This window comes from Streptomyces sp. NPDC093064, assembly GCF_044754605.1.
Lineage (GTDB): Bacteria > Actinomycetota > Actinomycetes > Streptomycetales > Streptomycetaceae > Streptomyces.
The window spans coordinates 206,892-229,095 of the sequence record NZ_JBIVPK010000007.1; the positions used below are offsets into that span (position 1 = coordinate 206,892).

The 22,204-nt window shown below is 73.3% G+C and carries 17 protein-coding genes and 1 pseudogene; 14 read left to right on the forward strand and 4 right to left on the reverse strand.

All coding sequences use genetic code 11. The features are described 5' to 3' along the window. The first annotated feature begins 287 nt into the window (after positions 1 to 287). Positions 288 to 1,400, forward strand: a complete 1,113-nt coding sequence (locus ACIQFZ_RS11825; protein ID WP_383056156.1) for a S1C family serine protease — start codon at positions 288 to 290, stop codon at positions 1,398 to 1,400. A 37-nt stretch (positions 1,401 to 1,437) separates the two neighbouring features. Here ACIQFZ_RS11825 and ACIQFZ_RS11830 read toward each other — a convergent pair whose 3' ends face one another. Next, on the reverse strand, positions 1,438 to 1,656 hold the full coding sequence (locus ACIQFZ_RS11830) for a hypothetical protein (RefSeq protein WP_141361578.1): 219 nt from the start codon (positions 1,654 to 1,656) through the stop codon (positions 1,438 to 1,440). A 238-nt stretch (positions 1,657 to 1,894) separates the two neighbouring features. Between ACIQFZ_RS11830 and ACIQFZ_RS11835 the strand changes: the two genes are divergently transcribed. Then, positions 1,895 to 3,106: a bifunctional adenosylcobinamide kinase/adenosylcobinamide-phosphate guanylyltransferase gene (locus ACIQFZ_RS11835; protein ID WP_365422497.1), complete on the forward strand. Its 1,212-nt coding sequence runs from the start codon at positions 1,895 to 1,897 to the stop codon at positions 3,104 to 3,106. A gap of 46 nt (positions 3,107 to 3,152) precedes the next feature. On the opposite strand, the gene ACIQFZ_RS11840 is transcribed toward ACIQFZ_RS11835, so the two are convergent. After that, the gene (locus ACIQFZ_RS11840) at positions 3,153 to 4,232 is read right to left on the reverse strand and encodes a class I SAM-dependent methyltransferase (RefSeq protein ID WP_402691138.1); all 1,080 of its coding nucleotides are present in this window, start codon (positions 4,230 to 4,232) and stop codon (positions 3,153 to 3,155) included. 142 nt (positions 4,233 to 4,374) lie between these two features. On the opposite strand from ACIQFZ_RS11840, the gene cobT reads away from it, so the two are divergent. The 3 genes and pseudogenes from cobT to ACIQFZ_RS11855 all read left to right on the forward strand — a co-directional run. Next, the gene (gene cobT / locus ACIQFZ_RS11845; RefSeq protein ID WP_402691139.1) at positions 4,375 to 5,523 is read left to right on the forward strand and encodes a nicotinate-nucleotide--dimethylbenzimidazole phosphoribosyltransferase; all 1,149 of its coding nucleotides are present in this window, start codon (positions 4,375 to 4,377) and stop codon (positions 5,521 to 5,523) included. Between the two features lie 632 nt (positions 5,524 to 6,155). Next, a complete protein-coding gene (locus ACIQFZ_RS11850; protein ID WP_383056166.1) occupies positions 6,156 to 7,952 on the forward strand; it encodes a phosphatidylglycerol lysyltransferase domain-containing protein in 1,797 nt (598 codons plus the stop codon). Then, a pseudogene (locus ACIQFZ_RS11855) lies at positions 7,949 to 8,593 on the forward strand (hypothetical protein); the annotation flags it as partial. The gene ACIQFZ_RS11850 and the pseudogene ACIQFZ_RS11855, both read left to right, overlap by 4 nt. 18 nt (positions 8,594 to 8,611) lie before the next feature. Here the strand turns inward: ACIQFZ_RS11855 and ACIQFZ_RS11860 are convergent. Next, positions 8,612 to 9,379: a hypothetical protein gene (locus ACIQFZ_RS11860; protein WP_365422486.1), complete on the reverse strand. Its 768-nt coding sequence runs from the start codon at positions 9,377 to 9,379 to the stop codon at positions 8,612 to 8,614. Between the two features lie 75 nt (positions 9,380 to 9,454). Between ACIQFZ_RS11860 and ACIQFZ_RS11865 the strand changes: the two genes are divergently transcribed. After that, positions 9,455 to 10,237 carry an adenosylcobinamide-GDP ribazoletransferase gene (locus ACIQFZ_RS11865; RefSeq protein ID WP_383056169.1) on the forward strand — a complete coding sequence of 261 codons (783 nt, stop codon included), beginning with the start codon at positions 9,455 to 9,457 and terminating at the stop codon, positions 10,235 to 10,237. A gap of 10 nt (positions 10,238 to 10,247) precedes the next feature. On the opposite strand, the gene ACIQFZ_RS11870 is transcribed toward ACIQFZ_RS11865, so the two are convergent. After that, complete coding sequence (locus ACIQFZ_RS11870) at positions 10,248 to 11,075, reverse strand: endo alpha-1,4 polygalactosaminidase (RefSeq protein WP_402691140.1); 828 nt, start codon at positions 11,073 to 11,075, stop codon at positions 10,248 to 10,250. A gap of 259 nt (positions 11,076 to 11,334) precedes the next feature. Between ACIQFZ_RS11870 and ACIQFZ_RS11875 the strand changes: the two genes are divergently transcribed. The 8 genes from ACIQFZ_RS11875 to ACIQFZ_RS11910 form a co-directional block, all read left to right on the forward strand. Further along, positions 11,335 to 12,873, forward strand: coding sequence for a leucyl aminopeptidase (locus ACIQFZ_RS11875; protein WP_365774462.1), 1,539 nt, complete (start codon positions 11,335 to 11,337; stop codon positions 12,871 to 12,873). A 244-nt stretch (positions 12,874 to 13,117) separates the two neighbouring features. After that, positions 13,118 to 14,506, forward strand: coding sequence for a dihydrolipoyl dehydrogenase (lpdA, locus tag ACIQFZ_RS11880; protein ID WP_141361564.1), 1,389 nt, complete (start codon positions 13,118 to 13,120; stop codon positions 14,504 to 14,506). A 62-nt stretch (positions 14,507 to 14,568) separates the two neighbouring features. Then, the gene (gene sucB, locus ACIQFZ_RS11885; RefSeq protein ID WP_402691141.1) at positions 14,569 to 16,302 is read left to right on the forward strand and encodes a 2-oxoglutarate dehydrogenase, E2 component, dihydrolipoamide succinyltransferase; all 1,734 of its coding nucleotides are present in this window, start codon (positions 14,569 to 14,571) and stop codon (positions 16,300 to 16,302) included. Positions 16,303 to 16,519: 217 nt separating this feature from the next. Further along, entirely contained in the window at positions 16,520 to 17,143 is a 624-nt protein-coding gene (locus ACIQFZ_RS11890; protein ID WP_225074357.1) for a GntR family transcriptional regulator, read from the forward strand. Between the two features lie 258 nt (positions 17,144 to 17,401). Further along, positions 17,402 to 20,104 carry a pyruvate dehydrogenase (acetyl-transferring), homodimeric type gene (gene aceE / locus ACIQFZ_RS11895; RefSeq protein ID WP_402691142.1) on the forward strand — a complete coding sequence of 901 codons (2,703 nt, stop codon included), beginning with the start codon at positions 17,402 to 17,404 and terminating at the stop codon, positions 20,102 to 20,104. A 77-nt stretch (positions 20,105 to 20,181) separates the two neighbouring features. Further along, positions 20,182 to 21,168, forward strand: a complete 987-nt coding sequence (locus ACIQFZ_RS11900; protein ID WP_402691143.1) for a helix-turn-helix transcriptional regulator — start codon at positions 20,182 to 20,184, stop codon at positions 21,166 to 21,168. 56 nt (positions 21,169 to 21,224) lie between these two features. Continuing rightward, positions 21,225 to 21,743: a DUF4240 domain-containing protein gene (locus tag ACIQFZ_RS11905; RefSeq protein WP_365437864.1), complete on the forward strand. Its 519-nt coding sequence runs from the start codon at positions 21,225 to 21,227 to the stop codon at positions 21,741 to 21,743. A gap of 102 nt (positions 21,744 to 21,845) precedes the next feature. After that, on the forward strand, positions 21,846 to 22,204 hold a 359-nt coding region (locus tag ACIQFZ_RS11910), incomplete at its 3' end, for a hypothetical protein (protein ID WP_402691144.1).

Here is a 22,204-nt window from a genome sequence, read left to right on the forward strand (position 1 = left end):
GGGGGCACCGCAGACACCCCGACCGCACCCGGGCAGGGTGCGCCCTGACCACCAGCCGCACCTGTGCCGAGTGGGCCACTGACGACCAGCGCACCCGTGCGGGGACGCCGCCGACAACCGGCCGCACCCGTGCAGGGAGCGCGGCAGACCACCGGCCGCACCGCGGGGGCACGCCGCCAGACCGCTCGGCCGCACCCGTGCGAGATGCATCGCCGACCGCCGATGGCCGTCGCTCGTTCGGGCGAGTACCGCAAGCCGGGGGCGTAGCGTGCGGCGAGACTCGGGGCATGGATGTCTCCCCCGCGCGTGCCCTCGTCCGTGCTCCGCGGCCGATCGTTCTGCTCGCCGCCTGCGTCTGCTGCGCAGCGCTGCTGTCCGGGTGCCAGAGCGCGGCCGGCCCGCAGGCGACGGCCACCGCGTCCAAGGACGCCTCCGGCTCGCCGGACCCCGTCGGCGCCCGCCGGCCCGCCGCGGCCTCGACGAACGACCTGCAGAACGACTACATGCGGGTGATCAAGGAGGCACTGCCGTCGGTCGTGCAGATCCAGTCCGGCAACCAGCTGGGCTCCGGGGTCGTGTACGACGACAAGGGGCACATCGTCACCAACGCGCACGTCGTCGGAACCGGGAAGACGTTCCGTGTGACCACGGCGAACAGCGAGGCGTCGCTCACCGCCACGCTGGTCTCCTCCTACCCGGACGAGGACCTCGCCGTCGTCAAGCTGGACAAGGTGCCGCGCGGGCTGAGGGCGGCCACCTTCGGCGAGTCGGGGAAGGTCGAGGTCGGGCAGATCGTCCTGGCCATGGGCTCGCCGCTGGGGCTGTCGTCGAGCGTGACCCAGGGGATCGTGTCGGCGACCGGGCGCACCGTCAGCGAGGGGAGCGACGGCGGCACGGGGGCCACGATCGCCGGCATGGTGCAGACGTCGGCCGCGATCAACCCGGGCAACAGCGGAGGTGCGCTGGTGAACCTGAACGGCCAGGTCATCGGCATCCCGACCCTCGCCGCCGCCGACCCTCAGCTCGGGGGCAGCGCGGCGCCCGGCATCGGCTTCGCGATCCCGGCGTCGACGGTGAAGACGATCGCCGGCCAGATCGTGCGGTACGGCAAGGTCGTCAACTCCGGCAGGGCCGCACTCAACATCACCGGGCGCACCGTCGTCGACACGGACTACGAGCCCGCCGGGGTCGCGGTGGTGGACGTGAAGGCCGGCGGGGCCGCGGCGCGGGCGGGCATCCGGTCCGGGGACATCATCACCAAGGTCGGCGGCAAGGACATCACCACCATCACCTCGCTGTCGGAGGCGCTCGCCACCGACCGGCCGGGCCAGCGGACCACGGTGACGTTCTCGCGCAACGGCAGCCAGAAGACGGTGGACGTGACGCTGGGCGAGCAGTGAGCGGGGGCGGCCGGCCACCGGCGGCCGCCCGGCCCGCCTACGCCGAGGCCTCGTCCGCGTGCAGGCTCATCGGGCCGTAGATCTCCTTCGCGTCCTCGAACAGCCACACCTGGTCGGCGCCGCCGTCGAGCAGGGCCTTCCAGTTCTCCCCGATCCAGGACTCGGCGTCGCCCTGCGTGGTGAACTCCTCGGGCTGCACCGCGGGCTGGACCTCCGTCCCGTCGGCCGTCTCGAACCGCCACGTCCATGCCGCCATGTACGCCTCCCTGGTGTGAGCACACTGCACAGCGCGGGCCGGACCCGATCCGGCCCGCTGCCCGCAGCCTAGGGCCTCTCGTGAGCTTCCCGCCCGTGCGGTGGATCATGCCCCCGTACATCGGATCAGCCACGCCCGCCCGGGTCGGCGGCCGGCGCCGCGCTCCCCGGGCCCCGATCCGCCGGACAGACCCGGGCCGGATGCGCGGGACCCGCGGCGGCAGGCGAAAATCGGGTCCGTGGATGTGACTCTGCTCGGCACCGGTGCCCCCGCGGGACTGCCCCGCCCCGACTGTCCCTGCGCGGCCTGCGCGACCGCGCGCGGCGCGGACGCGCGGGCGGCGACCGCTCTGCTCGTGGACGGGGCGCTGCTGCTGGACCTGACCCCCGGTGCCGCGTTCGCGGCGGCGCGGGCGGGGCATTCGCTGGGCGGCGTGGCGCAGGTGCTGCTTTCCCACCCGCACGACGGGCCTGTGGTCGAGGTGCCGGCCGGGCTGCCGCAGCCGGGGCGGGTGCCGGACGGGCGGGAGCTGACGCTGCTGACGGGGCATCGGGTGCGGGCCGTGGCCCTGGACGCCCCCGGCACCGGGTACGCGGTGACCGGCCCGGACGGGCGCCGGCTGCTGTACCTGCCGCCGGGCGGCGCGCCGGCCGGCCTGGAGGAGGGCTCCGCGGAGACGTACGACCTGGTCCTGTCGGACGTGCTGGGGCGCCCCGACGCGCTGGCGAAGCTGCGGGCGGTCGGGGCGGCGGGGCGGGCCACGGACGTCGTCGCGGTCCACCTCGATCACGACGTGCCGCCGGGTCCGGAGCTGCGCCGGCGCCTCGCGGCGGCGGGGGCGCGGGCCGTGCCGGACGGTACGACGCTGACGGTCGGGGCATACGAGGGTGGACCAGGCGTACCGGACGTGCCCCTGCGCACGCTCGTGCTCGGCGGGGCGCGGTCGGGCAAGTCGGTGGAGGCCGAGCGGCGGCTGGAGACCTTTCCCGGCGTGCTGTACGTGGCCACCGGCGGCACCCGCGGCGGGGACACCGAGTGGGCGGCCCGGGTGGCCGCGCACCGGGACCGGCGGCCGGGCTCGTGGCGCACGACCGAGACGTGCGACCTGGTGCCGCTGCTGGCGCAGGACGGCCCGCCGCTGCTCGTCGACTGCCTGTCGCTGTGGCTGACCGACGCGATGGACTCCGTCCGCGCCTGGGACGACGCCGAGTGGGCGGGCGGCGGCGAACGCGCCCTGCGCGAACGGGTGACCGCCCTGACCGACGCCCTGCGCGCCACCCGGCGGACCGTGGTGGCGGTCTCCAACGAGGTCGGCTCGGGCATCGTCCCCGCCACCGCCTCCGGTCGCCGCTACCGCGACGAACTCGGCCGCCTGAACGCCGCGTTCGCCGCAGAGTGCGAACACGTCCTGCTGGTGGTGGCCGGCCAGGCACTGGTGCTGCGCGGCTGACCCGGTTCAGGCGGCCGGCCGGACGGAGGGCCGGGTGGAGGGCCGGTCAGGACAAGGGGCGGCGGGCGACGACGCGGTAGGTGTTGGAGAGGCCGGGGGCGCGCCGCAGGAGGGGCGAGAGGAGGAGGTCCAGGAGCGCCACCGCACCCACCAGGGGGCCGGCGAGGGCGGTCAGGGCGGTGCGCAGGGTGGGTGGGAGGCCGGTGGACGGGTTGTCGCGCCAGGGGGCGTCGGCGGGCAGCACGTGCGCGAGGAGCAGGGCGACGGCCGCGGACAGGTCGTTGGGTCTGTGCGGGGTGCGGCGGTCGGTGGCGAGGATGGTGCAGCCCTGGGACTCCAGTTCCGCACGGAGGTTGTCCAGCGGCAGCAGGTGCAGATGGCGCGGCTGGCCGTGCGGCAGCCACCACCTGCCGAGCAGCCGGGCGGGCACGCAGTGCGGGTCGGGCAGTTCGATCAGCAGGTGCCCGCCGGGGCGCAGCGCGGTAAGGGCGCCCCGCAACTCCGCGCGGGGGTCCGGTACATGGGCCAGGTGGTGGAAGACGCTGACCACGTCGTAGCGCCCGCGCAGCCGCTCCGCGATGTGCGGGTCGGCCAGGTGCCCGACATGGGCCTCCTCGACCCACCCCTGCTCGCGGGCCCGCTCCACGCGCTGGGTGGGATCCAGGCCGTCGAAGGCGGTGTACGGGAACACCTCCCGCGCCGCCCCGGGGAAGTGGCCGTGGCCCGTACCGACGTCCAGCCAGCTCTCCGGCTCCCCCACGGTGCTCATCAGGCGCGCGTCGGACCGGTGCCGGCGTCGGCCGCGGCGGGCGGCGAGCACCGGGGCCGCGAGTCCCTCCGGGGCGTCCTCGTCGAAGTCCCGGTGGTAGAAGGCCAGTCCGGCCGTCGTGAGCCGGGGGTTCTGGAAGGCGTGGCCGCAGTCCAGGCACTCGTCGACGGCGAACGTGCCCGGCTTGTGCTGGAGCAGGTCCGGCGCGCGCAGCCGGGTGCGCAGCCGGCCGGAGCCGCACCACGGGCAGTCCACACGGGGCGGCTCCTGGAAACGGCCGGTGCCCTGGGCGAGTTCGGCGGCGTACGCGAGGCGGCGCGGGTCGTAGAACCCCGGGGCGTACGGCAGGGGCGGCATGGGCGGCTCCCGGTGGGTCACTGCGGAACAAGTCACTGCAAAGGGAACGTATGGGATCCGGATCTTGGCCGGAAAGACGCCGTACGGGTGTGGTGGCGATGTGGCGCCGCCCGGTTGGATCAGGGCCGGTACTGTTCGGCGAATGAGCTCGCTGAATCTCGACGACTTCACCGATCTGATCGAGCGCCCGGACGGCGGACTGCGCCGTGACGCCGAGGCGCGCCGGGAGCGTCAGATCGTGCCGCCCGGTGCGCTGGGCCGCCTGGACGACCTGGGTGAATGGCTGGCCTCGGCGCAGTCGGCCGTACCGGTGCGGCCGGTCGAACGGCCGAAGGCGGTGCTGTTCGCCGGCGACCACGGGGTCGCGGAACTGGGTGTGTCGGTGCGCCCCGCGGGCAGTGCCGAGCGGCTGGTACGGGCGGTGCTGGAGGGCGGCCGGCCGGTGTCCGTGCTGGCCCGGCGGCTCGGCGTGCCGGTGCGGGTGGTCGACATGGCGCTGGACTGCGCGCCCGAGTCGCTGCCCGAGGACGTCGTACGGCACCGGGTGCGGCGCGGCAGCGGGCGCGTCGACGTCGAGGACGCGCTGACCCTCGAGGAGGCGGAGGCCGCCTTCCGGGCGGGTGCGGCGGTGGCCGACGAGGAGGCCGACTCCGGTACGGACCTGGTGGTACTGGGCGACATCAGCGTCGGCGGGACCACTCCGGCCGCCGTGCTGATCGCCGCGCTGTGCGGGACGGACGCCTCGGTGGTGACCGGCCGGGGCGGCGAGCCGATCGACGACCTGGCGTGGATGCGCAAGTGCGCGGCGATCCGGGACGCGCTGCGGCGGGCCCGGCCCGTTCTCGGGGACCAGTTGCAGCTGCTGGCCACGGTGGGCGGAGCCGACCTCGCCGCGATGACGGGTTTCCTGTTGCAGTGCGCGGTGCGGAAGCTGCCGGTGATCCTGGACGGCGTGGTGTCGGCGGCGTGCGCGCTGGTGGCGCAGCGAGTGGCGTTCCGGGCGCCGGACTGGTGGCTGGCCGGCCACGCCAGCGGCGAGCCGGGCCAGGCCAAGGCCCTGGACCGGATGGCGCTGGAGCCGCTCGTGGACCACGGCCTACGGGTCGGCGAGGGGGCGGGGGCGCTACTGGCGCTGCCCCTGGTGCAGAGCGCCGCCGCACTGGCCGCGGAGCTGCCCGAGCGCCCGGAGAACCCTGACGACTCGGACGACTCGGACGACTCGGAGGCCAGGGCGACCGAGGACAAGGCAGCCGAAGACGGGAAGACCGAGGAGAAGGCAGCCGAGGAGTAGCCGCACGTCCGGTCCACGACACGGGCCGGACGCGCGCGCGTACCGGCCCCGGCGGAACAGCCGACACCCCTCCTCCTCGACGAAACGCGCCCCGGCCTCCTCGACGAAACCCGCCCCGGCCGGCTGCCGGCCGCCGGACAGGGCGCCACGGGCACAGCCCGGCACAGCCCCGACGTCACCCGAGCCACGCACCCCCGTCGCCCGCCGACCGCGACGAAGGGACGCCCACCTGGGCGGCACCCACCGGCACCGCCCGGCCGGACGCCCTCGTCGCCCGCCCGCCGCGGCGAAAGGACGTTCATGGGGCGCCGCCCACCGGCACGGCCGGGCCGCGCCCTCGACGGAACCCACCCCGGCCGGGCGCCAGCCCCCGGCCAGGGCGGCACGGACACAGCCCGGCAGAGGCGCAACCCCGACGCCACCAAGCCACGCACGCCCGCCGGCCGCCGGCCGCCAGCCTCGGCGCAACGTCGCCCCCGGATCCGCACCGGAACACGGCGATCAGCCGCGAAGGACCGGATGGCCACCCACGCGCAGCGGGCGCCGGCACCCACCAACAGCGGGCCGCGTCGCGCACGGACGGCGGGTGAAAAGGGACGTTCGCTGGGGCTGCGCCCATATGATCACTGTTCATGGGAGATGCCCGAATTGCCGTGCGTGAGGAGCAGGGCCCGGTTCGCGTGGCCGAGGCGGGACGGCCGGGCGGCGGGGCCTCGCGGCGGGCGGCCGCGTTCGCCGTCTGGTACCTGCGGGCGGTCGCGTTCGTCAACTTCCTCAGCGCGGCATGGGTCTCCCTGGGGCAGGACGTGCGGCGGCACAACCAGGAGGACCTCTTCACGCCGTACCTGCTGACCGCCGGCTTCGCCTCCGGCGTGTTCGCCGCGTTCCTGGCCATCACCATGCGGCGGCGCAAGCGGGCCGCCTGGATCCTGAACCTGGCGCTGTCCGGGCCGTTCCTCACGCTGTTCGCGTTCACCATGACGTTCCCGGAGATCCGCCGCTCGGCGCAGAACTGGATCTCCCTGGCCCTTACCGCCGCCTTCGTCGCCGCGCTGCTGCTCGGCCGCCGCGAGTTCTACGCCAAGGGCGACCGCGCCAACCCGCGGCTCGCCGCCGCCGTCGGCCTCGGCGGGCTGCTGGCCTCCTCGCTGCTCGCCGCGCTGCTGGTGACGGTCACCAACCAGGCGGCGGACGCGGCCCGTTCGACGTACCTCCAGCGCTGGCACTACGGCACGCTGCGGCTGGTCTCGGTCGCCGCCTCCGAGGCCCGCTTCCCCGACATCCACACCCCGAACTGGGTGAACGTGTCGATCAACGTACTGTCCACGGCCCTGGTCCTCGCCGTCCTGTACGCCGCCTTCCGCTCCCGCCGCGCCGTCGACCCGCTCACCGCCGACGACGAGAGGCGGCTGCGGGAGCTGCTGGAGCGGCACGGCGAGCGCGACTCGCTCGGCTACTTCGCGCTGCGCCGGGACAAGAGCGTGTTCTGGTCGCCGACCGGCAAGGCCGCCGTCGCCTACCGCGTCCTTGGCGGGGTGTCCCTGGCGTCCGGGGACCCGCTCGGCGACCCGGAGGCCTGGCCCGGCGCCATCGAGGGATGGCTGGCCGAGGCGCGGGCGCACGGCTGGAGCCCGGCCGTGATGGGCGCCGGCGAGGAGGCCGGCACGGTGTACGCGCGGCACGGTCTCGACGCCTTGGAACTGGGCGACGAGGCCGTGGTCGAGGTCGACGGCTTCACCCTGGAGGGGCGGGCGATGCGGACCGTGCGGCAGGCCTACAACCGGGTCGGTCGGGCCGGGTACTCGGTGCGCGTCCGGCGGCACGAGGACATCCCCGCGGACGAGATGGCGTACCTGGTCGACCGGGCGGACGACTGGCGGGACGGCCCCACCGAACGCGGCTTCAGCATGGCGCTCGGCCGGCTCGGCGACCCGCGGGACGGGCAGTGCGTGATGCTGGAGTGCCATGACGCCGACGGCGAGCTGAGGGCCCTGCTGTCCTTCGTGCCGTGGGGACCGCACGGGCTGTCCCTGGACGTGATGCGGCGCGACCGGCACGCCGGCAACGGGCTCATGGAGTTCATGGTGCTCGACCTGCTGCGCAGCGCCCGGGAAATCGGGATCACCCAGGTCTCGCTCAACTTCGCCGTGTTCCGCTCGGTCTTCGAACGGGGGGCGCGCCTCGGCGCCGGACCGGTGCTGAGGCTGTGGCGTTCGCTGCTCGGACTGTTCTCCCGTTGGTGGCAGATCGAGTCGCTGTACCGGGCGAACGCCAAGTACCGGCCCATCTGGGAGCCGCGGTTCCTGCTCTTCGAGAAGAGCGCGGACCTGCTGCGCATCGGCCTCGCGGCGGCGCGCGCGGAGGGGTTCCTGGAGCCGCCGGAACCGCCGAAGTGGCTGCACCGAGGGCACTGGGAGACGCACGGATGACCGCACTGGCCCGCTGGGCGCGCGCCGAATGGGGGCTGCTGTACGCCACCGTGCGCGAGCCGCTGCCGAAGCGGCGCCTGCGGGCCGTCCCGATGACCGCCGGAGCGGTGAGCCTGACGGCGGTGCTCCATCTGGTGCAGAACCAGTCCTGGGGCTACGGCCTGGTCCAGCACCTCGGGGCCGTAAGGGCGGAGGAGCCGCTGTGGCTCGCGCTGCTGCGCACTCCCCTGTCGCTGTTCGTGCCCGCGCTCGACCTGCCGGTGTGGGGCGCGCTGGCGCAGATCCTGTGTGTGTTCGGCATCGCCGAGATCTGCCTGGGCCGGCCGCGGACCCTCGCCGTCGCCTACGTCGCCACGCTCTCCGGAACCCTGTACGCGCGCCTGGGCGTCGCCCTCGGCCCGCACCACCCGCTCGGCCTGCCCGGCACGGACGCGCAGGTGGTGGACACCGGCCCGTCGGCGGCCGTGGTGGGCCTCGCGGTCTACGTCGGCTGGCGCTACGGGGCATACGTCACGGCGGGCGCGGTGACCGCGGCCATGGCGCTTGAGGTCGGGCTGAAGCAGAACCTGGCCGGCAAGGAGCACCTGGCGGCGATCGCGGGGGTGCTGCTCCTGTGCGCGCTGTCGGCGGCCCGGCACCGGGTGCCACGCGCCCCGGCGTCATCTGCGCCCGGGCAGGCGGGCCGGCCGCTGGTCCGGTTTGCCGCCGATCCAGTCCTGGAACGCCCGGCGGGGGCCGGACCAGCGGCGGTCGTGCCGGTCGGCGCGCCGGCCGGCGCGGGCCAGGGCGCGCGGGCGGTGTCGGTAGAAGCGCCTGGCCCAGTAGGAGCCGGGGCGGGCCAGACGGATCGCGCCGAACAGCGCGACGAACGGAATGATCACGCCGAACAGGGCGATGCGGCCCTTGCCCTTGCTCAGGGCGACCAGGGAGAAGACGAAGTTCACGACCACGCTCGTGATGACCGCCCCGCGGTCCTGCAACTCGGCCTGGGACAGGTTGTTGACGCCGAACGGGGAGAAACCGGCGAGCACCAGGGCGACCAGCGCCGCGGTGAGTACCACGACCTCGACGCTCTTGCGGCCCGACTCGGTCCAGTAGACGTCGTCCAGATGCAGGATCAGCGCGAACTCGTCCAGGACGAGGCCCGCGCCGACGCCGAAGACGACCGCGAAGGCCGCCGTCGCGGCGGCGTGCCGGCCGCTGCCTGCGACCACCCCGAAACCGCCGAGGATGGTGAGGACGACGCCGGGCACGGCGTGGTGGATGTGCAGCCCGCCCGCCTTGACGTTGCCGAAGGGGCCCTTCCCGGCGCGGATCAGGCGGGTGATCACCCGGGTGACGACGAAGGTGAGGACGAAGGCGGCCAGCGCCAGGAGCAGGGGCAGCTTGCCGGGTTCGACGATGTTCCGCTCCAGCCAGTGCCCCATGTAGGCAGTGTGCCGCCTTCTCCGGTCGCCCGCCCGCCCGCCGGGGGGCCGGCGCAGGTCCCGTAGTCTGCCCGCGTGTTCAGGATCCCCTCGCCGCACGGGCCGCGGTTCGCCTTCGGCACCCTCACCGTCCTTCCGGTCAGGGTGAGCCGCTGGGACCGTGAGGCGGCGCGCGGCGGGATGCTCTGCGCGCCGCTCGCCGGACTCGTGGTCGGGGTGGCGGCGGCGGCCGTGGGACTGCTGCTGCTCCTCGCCGGCGTCGGCGCACCGCTCGCCGCCGTCGCCACCGTCGCCGTGCCCGCCGCGCTGACCCGCGGACTGCATCTGGACGGGCTCGCCGACACCGCGGACGGGCTCGGCAGCGGCAAGCCCGCCGAGGACGCGCTGCGGATCATGAAGCAGTCGGACATCGGCCCCTTCGGGGTGATCACGCTCGTGTTCGTGCTGCTCGCCCAGGTGGCCGCGCTGACCCGGGCCTACGACGGCTCCTGGGCCCGCGGCGCGCTCGCCGCCGTCGTCTCGGCGACGGTCGCCCGGCTGGTCCTGACGCTGGCCGCCCGCACCGGGGTGCCGGCCGCACGGCCGGAGGGGCTGGGGGCCGCGGTCGCCGGGGTGGTCCCGGTGCCGGGCGCGATCGGCGCGGCGCTCGTGGTCGGGGCGGCCGCCGCGGCGGCGGGCGCGTTCTTCGGCGCCCACGCCTGTGTGCTCACGGCGCTGGCGGTGGTCGCCGCCCTGGCCGCCGCCGAACTTCTCCTGCGCCACTGCACGCGCCGCTTCGGCGGTGTGACGGGCGATGTCTTCGGCGCGCTCGCCGAGACGGCCGCCACCACGGTGCTGGTCGTCCTGGCCCTGCGCTGAGCCGGGCGGTTCAGCAGGTCCGGCGCCACGCCCCCAGTTCGTACTTCTTCAGCAGCGAGCTGAGGCTCAGCCGCCGGGACTGCGCGCAGAAGCGGCTCGTCGACAGTTCGTACTCGGCGTGGAACACCGCCTTGCCCGCCGCGACGAAGGGCTCCAGTTCGGCGCATTCGCCGTACTGGGCGCACTGTTCGTTGACCGCGAAGTCGAAGTCCGCCACCAGGTGCGGGATCTGGTCCAGGTCGTTCTTCAGGCCCACCGCCATGCCCCTGTCGTGGGCCAGCTTCGCCACCAGGCGGTTGTAGCGGAGCTGGTCGGCGGCCGTCAGCGGAAAGCCGGTGCGGTTCTTGTAGCCGTCCATGTTGTCCGGCTCCACCGCGTCGAAGCCCTTCTCGCGGCACATGTCGAGGCGGGCCGCCATCAGGGGTTCGAGGACGTCGGTACGGCGGATGTCGAGCCAGCGCTCGCCCTTCCAGCCGTTGCCCCGGCCGAGGACGGAGGCCGGGAACCTCCCCGCGTCCGGCCGGAACTCCTCCCAGGCGCCGGTCGAGAGGTAGCAGATCACCCTGCGGCCCTCGCGGTGCAGCCGGGCGACCGTGGCCGCCGAGTGGTCGAAGCCGTCGATGTCGTAGACCTCGGCCGGTACGGAGGTGTCGAGACGGCCGCTGAGCTGCCACTGCCAGCTCGTGCCCGGGCGCGGCTGCCAGCGCCCGGCGGCCGGGCGGGCGGCACCGTCGCCGCGGCTGTCGCCGCCGCCGGCACCGTCCTGGTGGGCGGCGCAGCCCGCGAGCAGCAGGAGTGCCGCAGTCGGCGCGAGGACGCGCGGGATCAGTGCTCTCAACGGGCGGGCTCCTGGGTGCCGTGACGGACGTACATCCGACGATCATCGCCGATTCCATTGCCGCGCAGGGAAGTTGCCCACCCGGTCAATGGTCCGGGCCTCCCGCCACCGCCGTCGGCGCCGTGACGCGCGTAGGCTCGTGCCGGGTGTTTGCCTGCCCGGGTGAAGACCGCACCGTACGAAGGACTTATGGTCGGGCCCGGTCGACCCACCCGAATTCGGCCAACCACCTTTCACAGGGAAGCGAGATTTCACCACCGTGACTGCTCTCACTCTCAGCACCACCGCGGCGCCCGGCCTGCGGGCCGACGCGATCGTGGTCGGTGTCGCCAAGGACTCTGGATCGAAGTCTGGGGCCCTGGTCGTAGCACCGGGCGCCGAGGCCGTCGACGAGGCGTACGACGGCAAGCTCGCCGGCGTCCTGGGGACCCTCGGCGCCTCCGGTGCCGAGGGCGAGGTGACCAAGCTGCCCGCGCCGTCCGGTTTCAAGGCCCCGCTCGTGCTCGCGGTGGGCCTCGGCCCGCGGCCCGAGAAGGACTCCGGTTACGACGCCGAGGCGCTGCGCCGGGCCGCCGGTGCGGCCGCCCGTGCCCTCGCCGGGTCGAAGAAGGCCGGCTTCGCGCTGCCGGTCACGGACGCCGCCGACGCCGCCGCGGTCGGCGAGGGCGCGCTGCTCGGCGCGTACTCCTTCGACAGCTACAAGGAGAACGGCAAGGACGCCGAGTCCCGCAACGGCAAGGCGCCGCTGGGCGAGGCCGTGCTGCTCGGCGGCAAGGGCCGCGACAAGGCGTACAAGGCGGCCGTCGAGCGCGCCACCGCCGTGTCCGAGGAGCTCAACCGCGCCCGCGACCTGATCAACACCCCGCCGAACGACCTGAACCCGGCCGCCTTCGCCGCCGCCGCGCAGGAGGCGGCCAAGGAGCACGGCCTGAAGGTGCAGGTGCTCGACGAGAAGGCACTCGCCAAGGGCGGCTACGGCGGCATCCTGGGCGTCGGTTCCGGCTCGGCGTCGGCCCCGCGGCTGGTCAAGCTGTCGTACACGAGCCCCAAGGCGAAGAAGCACCTGGCCCTGGTCGGCAAGGGCATCACCTACGACTCGGGCGGCATCTCGCTCAAGCCGGCCGGCCACAACGAGACGATGAAGTGCGACATGAGCGGTGCCGCCGCCGTGTTCTCCGCCGTCGTCGCCGCCGCACGGCTCGGCCTCGAGGTCAACGTGACCGGCTGGCTGGCGCTGGCCGAGAACATGCCCTCCGGCTCCGCCACCCGTCCCGGCGACGTGCTGCGCATGTTCAGCGGCAAGACGGTGGAGGTGCTCAACACCGACGCCGAGGGCCGGCTCGTCCTCGCGGACGCGCTGTGGGCCGCCTCGCAGGAGAAGCCGGACGCGATCGTGGACGTGGCCACGCTGACCGGCGCGATGGTGCTGGCGCTGGGCAGCCGCACCTTCGGGATCATGGCGAACGACGACGCGTTCCGCTCCGCCATCCACGAGGCCGCGGAGGAGGTCGGCGAGGCGGCGTGGCCGATGCCCCTGCCGGAGCACCTGCGCAAGGGCATGGACTCCCCCACCGCCGACCTGGCCAACATGGGCGAGCGCATGGGCGGCGGGCTGGTCGCCGGCCTGTTCCTGCGCGAGTTCGTCGGCGAGGGCATCACGTGGGCGCACCTCGACATCGCGGGCCCGGCCTTCAACGAGAGCGGTCCGTTCGGCTACACGCCGAAGGGCGGCACCGGTTCGGCGGTCCGCACGCTCGTGCGTCTCGCCGAACTCGCCGCCGCCGGCGACCTCGGCTGATTCGTCCCACGGCCGTCGTCCGGTACGCCGGACGACGGCCGTGCCGCGTGGGCGCCGCTCGCGCCCACGCGACGTGGGGTGTATCACACTCCAGCCCCGCGTCTCGTTCACTCCCGACAAGTGCGAAGATGGGCGTCGGCAGGACAGGGCCCCCACCGAAGGGCCGAAACTCAAGCGGCCGGACACCAGCCGCCTGCCGGTCACCGACGACCGGCGTACGGCGCACATGCATGGAGGACGTGACGTGGCGAACGACGCCAGCACCGTTTTCGACCTAGTGATCCTCGGCGGTGGCAGCGGTGGTTACGCCGCGGCCCTGCGCGGGGCGCAGCTGGGCCTGGACGTCGCCCTGATCGAGAAGGACAAGGTCGGCGGTACCTGCCTGCACCGGGGTTGCATCCCCACCAAGGCCCTGCTGCACGCGGGCGAGATCGCCGACCAGGCCCGCGAGAGCGAGCAGTTCGGTGTGAAGGCCAGCTTCGAGGGCATCGACGTGCCCGCCGTCCACAAGTACAAGGACGACGTCATCTCGGGCCTGTACAAGGGCCTTCAGGGACTCATCGCGTCCCGCAAGGTGACCTACATCGAGGGTGAGGGCCGGCTGTCCTCCCCCACCTCCGTCGATGTCAACGGGCAGCGGATCCAGGGCCGCCACGTCCTCCTGGCGACCGGTTCCGTGCCGAAGTCCCTGCCGGGCCTGCAGATCGACGGCAACCGCATCATCTCCTCCGACCACGCCCTCGTCCTGGACCGCGTGCCGAAGTCCGCGATCATCCTGGGCGGCGGTGTCATCGGCGTCGAGTTCGCCTCCGCCTGGAAGTCCTTCGGCACCGACGTCACGATCGTCGAGGGCCTGAAGCACCTCGTCCCGGTCGAGGACGAGAACTCCTCGAAGCTGCTGGAGCGCGCCTTCCGCAAGCGCGGGATCAAGTTCAACCTGGGCACCTTCTTCCAGAAGGCCGAGTACACCCAGGACGGGGTCAAGGTCACCCTGGCCGACGGCAAGGAGTTCGAGGCCGAGGTCCTGCTCGTCGCCATCGGCCGCGGCCCGGTCTCCCAGGGCCTGGGCTACGAGGAGGCCGGGGTCGCCATGGACCGCGGCTACGTCCTCGTCGACGAGTACATGCGCACCAACGTCCCGACCATCTCCGCCGTCGGTGACCTGGTCCCGACGCTCCAGCTTGCGCACGTCGGCTTCGCCGAGGGCATCCTGGTGGCGGAGCGTCTGGCCGGTCTGAAGACCGTTCCGATCGACTACGACGGTGTTCCGCGGGTGACGTACTGCCACCCGGAGGTCGCCTCCGTCGGCATCACCGAGGCCAAGGCCAAGGAGATCTACGGCGCGGACAAGGTCGTCGCCCTGAAGTACAACCTGGCCGGCAACGGCAAGAGCAAGATCCTCAAGACCGCGGGCGAGATCAAGCTCGTCCAGGTCAAGGACGGTGCCGTGGTCGGCGTCCACATGGTCGGCGACCGCATGGGCGAGCAGGTCGGCGAGGCCCAGCTGATCTACAACTGGGAGGCGCTGCCGGCCGAGGTGGCCCAGCTCATCCACGCCCACCCGACCCAGAACGAGGCGCTCGGCGAGGCCCACCTGGCCCTGGCCGGCAAGCCGCTGCACTCCCACGACTGACGCTTCACGTCATCGGGCGCGACGACACAGACTTCCGTAATTCGTTAGGAGCAACCGAAACCATGGCGGTTTCCGTAACCCTTCCGGCGCTCGGCGAGAGCGTCACCGAGGGCACTGTCACCCGTTGGCTGAAGGCCGAGGGCGAGCGCGTCGAGGCCGACGAGCCGCTGCTCGAGGTCTCGACCGACAAGGTCGACACCGAGATCCCCTCCCCCGCCGCCGGTGTGCTGGCCTCCATCAAGGTCGCCGAGGACGAGACCGTCGAGGTCGGCGCCGAGCTGGCCGTCATCGACGACGGCTCCGGTGCCCCCGCCGCGGCCCCGGCCCCGGCCGCCGCCGAGGCTCCCGCCCCGGTCGCCGAGGCCCCGGCCGCCCCGGCCCCCGCTGCCGCCCCCGCGGCTCCGGCCGCCCCCGCGGCTCCGGCGGCCCCCGCCGGCGCCACCGGCACGGACGTGGTCCTGCCCGCGCTCGGCGAGTCCGTCACCGAGGGCACCGTCACCCGCTGGCTGAAGTCGGTCGGCGACACCGTCGAGGCCGACGAGCCGCTGCTCGAGGTCTCCACGGACAAGGTCGACACCGAGATCCCGGCGCCCACCTCCGGTGTGCTGCTGGAGATCGTCGTCGGTGAGGACGAGACCGCCGAGGTCGGCGCCAAGCTCGCCGTCATCGGCGCCCCTGGTGCCGCTCCGGCTCCGGCCGCCCCGGCTCCGGCCGCCGCTCCGGCCCCGGCTCCGGCCCCGGCTCCGGCAGCCCCCGCGGCTCCGGCTCCGGCTCCGGTCCAGCCCGCGCCCCCGGCTCCCGCGCCGGTCGCGCCCGCCCCGGTCACCCCGGCCCCGGCTGCGGCTCCGGCCGCCGCCCAGCCGACCGACGAGGGCGCGTACGTGACCCCGCTGGTGCGCAAGCTCGCCGCCGAGAACGGCGTCGACCTGGCCACCGTCAAGGGCACCGGCGTCGGCGGCCGTATCCGCAAGCAGGACGTGCTCGCCGCGGCCGAGGCCGCGAAGGCCGCCGCCGCCCCGGCCGCGGCCGCTCCGGCCGCCCCGGCGAAGAAGGCCGCGGTCCTGGAGGCCTCCCCGCTGCGCGGCCAGACCGTGAAGATGCCGCGGATCCGCAAGGTCATCGGCGACAACATGGTCAAGGCGCTGCACGAGCAGGCCCAGCTGTCCTCGGTGGTCGAGGTCGACGTGACCCGCCTGATGCGCCTGCGCGCCCAGGCCAAGGACTCGTTCGCGGCGCGCGAGGGCGTCAAGCTCTCCCCGATGCCGTTCTTCGTCAAGGCCGCCGCCCAGGCGCTGAAGGCCCACCCGGTCATCAACGCCAAGATCAACGAGGCCGAGGGGACCATCACCTACTTCGACACCGAGAACGTCGGTATCGCGGTGGACTCCGAGAAGGGCCTGATGACCCCGGTCATCAAGAACGCCGGTGACCTCAACATCGCCGGTATCTCCAAGGCCACCGCCGACCTGGCGGGCAAGGTCCGGGCCAGCAAGATCACCCCGGACGAGCTGTCCGGTGCGACCTTCACCATCAGCAACACCGGTTCGCGCGGCGCGCTGTTCGACACGATCATCGTGCCGCCGGGTCAGGTCGCGATCCTCGGCATCGGCGCCACCGTCAAGCGCCCGGCCGTCATCGAGACCGAGGAGGGCACGGTCATCGGCGTCCGCGACATGACCTACCTGACCCTCTCCTACGACCACCGCCTGGTGGACGGCGCCGACGCGGCCCGTTACCTGACGGCGGTCAAGGCGATCCTGGAGGCGGGCGAGTTCGAGGTCGAGCTCGGCCTCTGATCCCGTCACCCGGGACCCAGCAGTACGGCGCCCCCGTCCGGAACCTTCCGGGCGGGGGCGTCGCGTTTGCCGTTTCTTGGCCATGACGGCGTGTAAGTCTCGTCTCACCTGCACGAAAGCGCCCGTATGCGCCCTTCCGCCGGACGCTGACAGCCGTATTGTCTAAACGTCGAACGCCCCCCGGGGGCCCGTGGGTCCCCCCTTGAAGGAGCCCTCCATGACCGCGCCCGTCGTCCACTCGCTGCGCGAACAGATCCGCGAGCACATCGTGGAGGGGATCGTCAGCGGGCGCTGGAAGCCGGGCGAGCGGATCGTGGAGCGGCGGATCGCCACCGAGCTGGAGGTCAGCCAGACGCCGGTGCGGGAGGCGCTGCGCGAGCTGGAGTCGCTGCGGCTGATCGAGTCGGCGCCGAACAAGGGCGTGCGGGTGCGCAACCTGACCGCCGCCGACCTGGAGGAGAGCTACCCGGTCCGGGCCGGTCTTGAGGCCATCGCGGCGGAGCTGGCGGCCGAGCGGCTGGCGGACGACTGCTCGGCCCTGGAACCGCACGTGGCGGCGCTGTACGAGGCCGACCGCAGGTCCGACGGCACCGGCCAGGTGCGGCACACGGTGGCCTTCCACCGCGAGCTGGTCCGCGCGGCCGGGAACTCGGTGCTGCTGCACACCTGGGAGGGCCTGGGCATCGAGGTGTTCACCGCGCTGTCGATCCGCTGGCTGGGGACGGTCCAGCAGTCGTACGCAGAGGAGCACGAGGAACTGGTGCAGGCGTTCAAGCGGCGGGATCCGCGGATCGCCGAACTGGTCAAGTCGCACGTTCTCGGCTGCGCGCCGCGCGCTTGAGGCAGCCGAGCACCTGTACGCTCACCTGCGAAAACCCTTCGAAAAGTCGGCACCGCGTGCCCGTTTCCAAGGCACCGGGTGCCGACTTTCTCGAAATCGAAGGGTTTTACGCTTGAACCCTTTGATCGATCATCGATCAGGGAGTTAGAGTCTCCGCTGGGCTTCCACCAGAGCCTCATGCCCTGTCCTGCCAAAGACCTAGGGCACCCCGAACCCTTACCGATGAGGGAACCCCCTTCGACTGAGGAAGGCGGCGACATGACCGACCCCAACGCCATCCAGCCGAGCGAGCTCGATCAGCTCCCGGACCGCGACCCCGAGGAGACCGCCGAATGGCAGGCCTCCCTGGACGCCGTCACCAAGGCGGCCGGGCCGCACCGTGCGGCGTATCTGATGCGCCGGACGCTGGAGCGCGCCGAGGGCGCCGGCGTCGTCCTGCCCAAGCTTCTCGAGACGGACCACGTCAACTCCATCCCGACCGCCGCCGAGCCGGCCGTCCCCGGTGACGAGGCCATGGAGGCCCGGATCACCGCGTGGAACCGGTGGAACGCGGCGGCGATGGTGACCCGCGGCAGCAAGTACGGCGTCGGCGGTCACATCGCCACCTTCGCCTCCGCGGCGTGGCTGTACGAGACCGGCTTCAACCACTTCTTCCACGGCAAGGAGGGCGACGGCTCCGGCGACCAGCTGTACATCCAGGGCCACGCCTCGCCGGGCATCTACGCCCGTGCCTTCCTCGACGGCCGGCTGTCCGAGCAGCACCTGGACAACTTCCGCCAGGAGGCCGGCGGCAACGGCCTGCCGTCCTACCCGCACCCGCGCCGCCTGCCCTGGCTGTGGGAGTTCCCGACGGTGTCGATGGGCCTCGGCCCGATCTCCGCCATCTACCAGGCCCGGTTCAACCGGTACCTGACCAGCCGCGGTATCAAGGACGTCTCCGACTCCCACGTCTGGGCGTTCCTCGGTGACGGCGAGATGGACGAGCCGGAGTCCACCACCGCGCTGACGCTCGCCTCCCGCGAGGGCCTGGACAACCTCACCTTCGTCATCAACTGCAACCTCCAGCGCCTGGACGGCCCGGTCCGCGCCAACTTCAAGATCGTGCAGGAGCTGGAGGCCCTCTTCCGCGGCGCCGGCTGGCACGTGATCAAGACGCTGTGGGGTTCCGCCTGGGACGAGCTGTTCGCCCTGGACACCACGGGCGCGCTGGTACGCCGGCTGCGCCAGGTACCGGACGCGCAGATCCAGACGTACCAGACCCGCGACGCCGCCTACATCCGCCAGGACTTCTTCGGGGCCGACCCGGCGCTGGCCGAGATGGCGAAGCTGCTGAGCGATGACAAGATCATCGAGTGCTTCCACTTCTCGCGCGGTGGCCACGAGGCGCGCAAGGTCTTCGCCGCCTACAAGGCCGCCCTGGAGCACAAGGGCGCCCCGACGGTGATCCTGGCCCAGACGGTCAAGGGCCACACCCTCGGTACGGGCTTCGCGTCGAAGAACGCCAACCACCAGATGAAGAAGCTGACGGCGGACGAGTTCAAGCAGATGCGCGATCTGCTGGACCTGCCCATCCCGGACAGCGCCTTCGCCGACGGTCAGGTCCCCTACGGCCACCCCGGCGCCGACTCCCCCGAGGTCCGCTACCTCCAGGAGCGCCGCGCGGCGCTCGGCGGCCCGGCCCCGGCCCGCCGCGTCCACCCGGTCGCGCCGCTGCCCGCCCCCGCCGACAAGGCGTTCGCCGCCTTCGACAAGGGCTCCGGCTCGCAGAGCGTGGCCACCACCATGGCGTTCGTCCGCCTGGTCAAGGACCTGGTCCGCGACAAGGAGACCGGTAAGCGCTGGGTGCCGATCGTCCCCGACGAGGCGCGCACCTTCGGCATGGAGTCGCTGTTCCCCTCGCTCGGCATCTACTCGCCCAAGGGCCAGACGTACGAGCCGGTCGACCGCGACCAGCTGATGTACTACAAGGAGGCCAAGAACGGCCAGATCCTCAACGAGGGGATCACCGAGGCCGGTTCGATGGCCGACTTCATCGCCGCTTCGTCGTCGTACTCGACGCACGGCGAGGCGATGATCCCCTTCTACATCTTCTACTCGATGTTCGGCTGGCAGCGCACGGCCGACCAGATGTGGCAGCTCGGCGACCAGCTCGGCCGCGGCTTCCTGGTCGGCGCCACCGCGGGCCGCACCACGCTGACGGGTGAGGGTCTGCAGCACGCCGACGGCCACTCGCCGGTCATCGCGGCGACCAACCCGGCCGCGCTGACCTACGACCCGGCGTTCGCCTACGAGGTCGCGGCCATCGTCAAGGAAGGTCTGCGCCGCATGTACGGCCAGGCCGAGCCGGGCGAGGACCAGGACGTCTTCTACTACCTGACGGTCTACAACGAGCCGCTGCCGCAGCCCGCCAAGCCGTCCGTCCCCGGCGTCGACGAGGGCATCGTCAAGGGCCTGTACCGCTTCAACACGGCGGAGTCGGCGGGCCTGACGGTCCCGGCGAACGCGCCGCGGATCCAGCTGCTCGGCTCCGGCACGGCGATCCACTGGGCGCTGGACGCCCAGCGGATGCTCGCCGAGGAGTGGGGCGTGGCCGCCGACGTGTGGTCCGCGACCTCCTGGGGCGAGCTGCGCCGGGACGCCATGGAGGCCGACGCGGCGCTGCTGCGCGGCGAGGAGCGGGTGCCGTACGTCCGCCGGGCGCTCCAGGGCGCCGAGGGCCCGGTCCTCGCGGTCTCCGACTACATGCGCCAGGTCCCGGACCAGGTCGCGCAGTGGATCGAGCAGGACTACACCTCGCTGGGCGCCGACGGCTTCGGTCTGTCGGACACCCGTGACGCCGCCCGCCGCCACTTCGGCGTCGACGGGCAGTCGATCGTCGCCGCCGCCCTGGCCCAGCTCGCCCGGCGCGGTGAGGTGAAGGCCTCGGCGGTCAAGGAGGCGCGGGAGAAGTACGGCCTGTGAGGCACGCCGCATGACGACGAAGGGGTACGGCCGAGGCCGTGCCCCTTCGTCGTCGGTGGCCCCGGCATGATGGCCGTATGCGTGCCGCCCGTCTGATCAAAATGGTGCTGCTGCTCCAGTCGCGGCCCGCCATGACCGCCGCCGAACTCGCCCGGGAGCTGGAGGTGTCGGAGCGGACCGTCACACGGGACGCGCAGGCGCTGTCGGAGGCGGGTGTGCCGGTGTACGCGGACCGGGGGCGGGCCGGGGGCTACCGGCTGGTCGGCGGCTACCGCACCCGGCTGACCGGGCTCGACCGCGGTGAGGCGGAGGCGCTCTTCCTCAGCGGTGTTCCGGGGGCGCTGCGCGAGATGGGGCTTGAGGACGCCGCCTCGGCCGCCCGGCTGAAGGTGTCCGCGGCCCTGCTGCCCTCCCTGCGCGACGCCTCCCGTACGGCGGCGCAGCGCTTCCATCTGGACGCGCCCGACTGGTTCCGCGAGCCGAGGACGCCCGAGCTGCTGCCGGCGGTCGCGGAGGCGGTGTGGGACGACCGGCTGATCACCGCGTGCTACCGGCGCGGCGAGGAGGAGGTCGCGCGGGAACTGGAGCCGTACGGGCTCGTGCTCAAGGCGGGCGTGTGGTACCTGTGCGCACGGGTCGTGGGGCCCGGCTCCTTCCGGGTCTACCGCGTGGACCGTTTCGCGGCCGTGGACGCCGGCGCGGAGAAGCGCTTCGAACGGGACGGCGGCTTCGACCTGCCCGCCTTCTGGGAGGAGCGGGCCGCGCAGTTCGCGCGGTCCGTCCTGCGGGCCGAGGTGGTGGTGCGGTTGTCCGAGGAGGGCCTGCGGCGGCTGCCGCACGCCGTGGGGCCGGTGCCGGCCCGGGCGGCGCTGGAGGCCGTCGGGGCCGCGGCCGGCGGCGACGGGAGCGGGTGGGTGACGGTGACCCTGCCGGTGGAGTCCGAAGAGGTCGCCCACACCCAGCTCACGGCGCTCGGGCCGGAGGTCGAGGTGCTGGCCCCCGAGGCGCTGCGGGCGCGTTTCGCGCGCGACGCCGAACGGCTGGCCGCGCTGTACCGCCCCTGACGGCCCGCCGCATTCCGCGTGCGCCCCCCGGCGCGAGGGCCGATGCTTGAGCCGTGATGGACGAGACGGAGTTCTGGGAGCTGATCGACGGCAGCCGCGAGGCCGCCGAGGGTGATCCGGAGGAGCAGGCCGACCTGCTCGTCGAGCGGCTGCTGGGCTGCGATCCCGAGGTGGTCCTGGACTTCGCCCGTCACTTCGAGTCCCGGTACAACCGGGCCTACCGCTGGGACCTGTGGGGCGCCGCCTGGGTGCTCCTGGACGGGGCAAGCGACGACGCCTTCGACTTCTTCCGGTGCTGGCTGATCGGCCAGGGCCGAGAGGTCTTCGAGGGCGCCCTGCACGATCCGGACTCGCTCGCAGAGCTGCTGGACGACTTCGACGAGGAGGTCGACGGCGACGGCGAGGAACTCGGCTACGCGGCCGACGAGGCCTACGAGCAGCTCACCGGCACGGTCGCCCCCGACCTCGGCATCCCGGCCGCCCCGGCGGAACCGGAGGGCACCCCGGTCGACTTCGAGGACGACGGGGCGCTCGCCCAGCGCTACCCGAAGCTGTGGGACCGGTTCCGTGAGTAGCGCCTCCGACCAACTCCCGACACCCACGGGCCTACCGTGACGGCCCCCGCGGGGGCGTCTTGGGCGGTGGTCCGGGAGGCCCGGGAGAGCCGGGAGGCCTGGGTGAGCCCAGAGGCCCGGGAAGCCCAGGAAGCCCAGGAAGCCCAGGAAGCCCAGGAAGCCCAGGAAGCCCAGGAAGCCCAGGAGAGCCTAGAGACCCAAGAGACTCCAGAGGCCCGGGAGGCTTGGGAGGACCGAGAGGCCTGGGAGACCCCAGCGACCCGGGCAACCCGAGAGGGCCAAGAGGCCCGGGAGAGCCAGGAGAGCCAGGAAGGCCAGGAGGGCCAGGAGGGCCGGGAGGCTTGGGAGGACCGAGAGGCCTGGGAGACCCCAGCGACCCGGGCAACCCGAGAGGGCCAAGAGGCCCGGGAGAGCCAGGAGAGCCAGGAAGGCCAGGAGGGCCAGGAGGGCCGGGAGGCTTG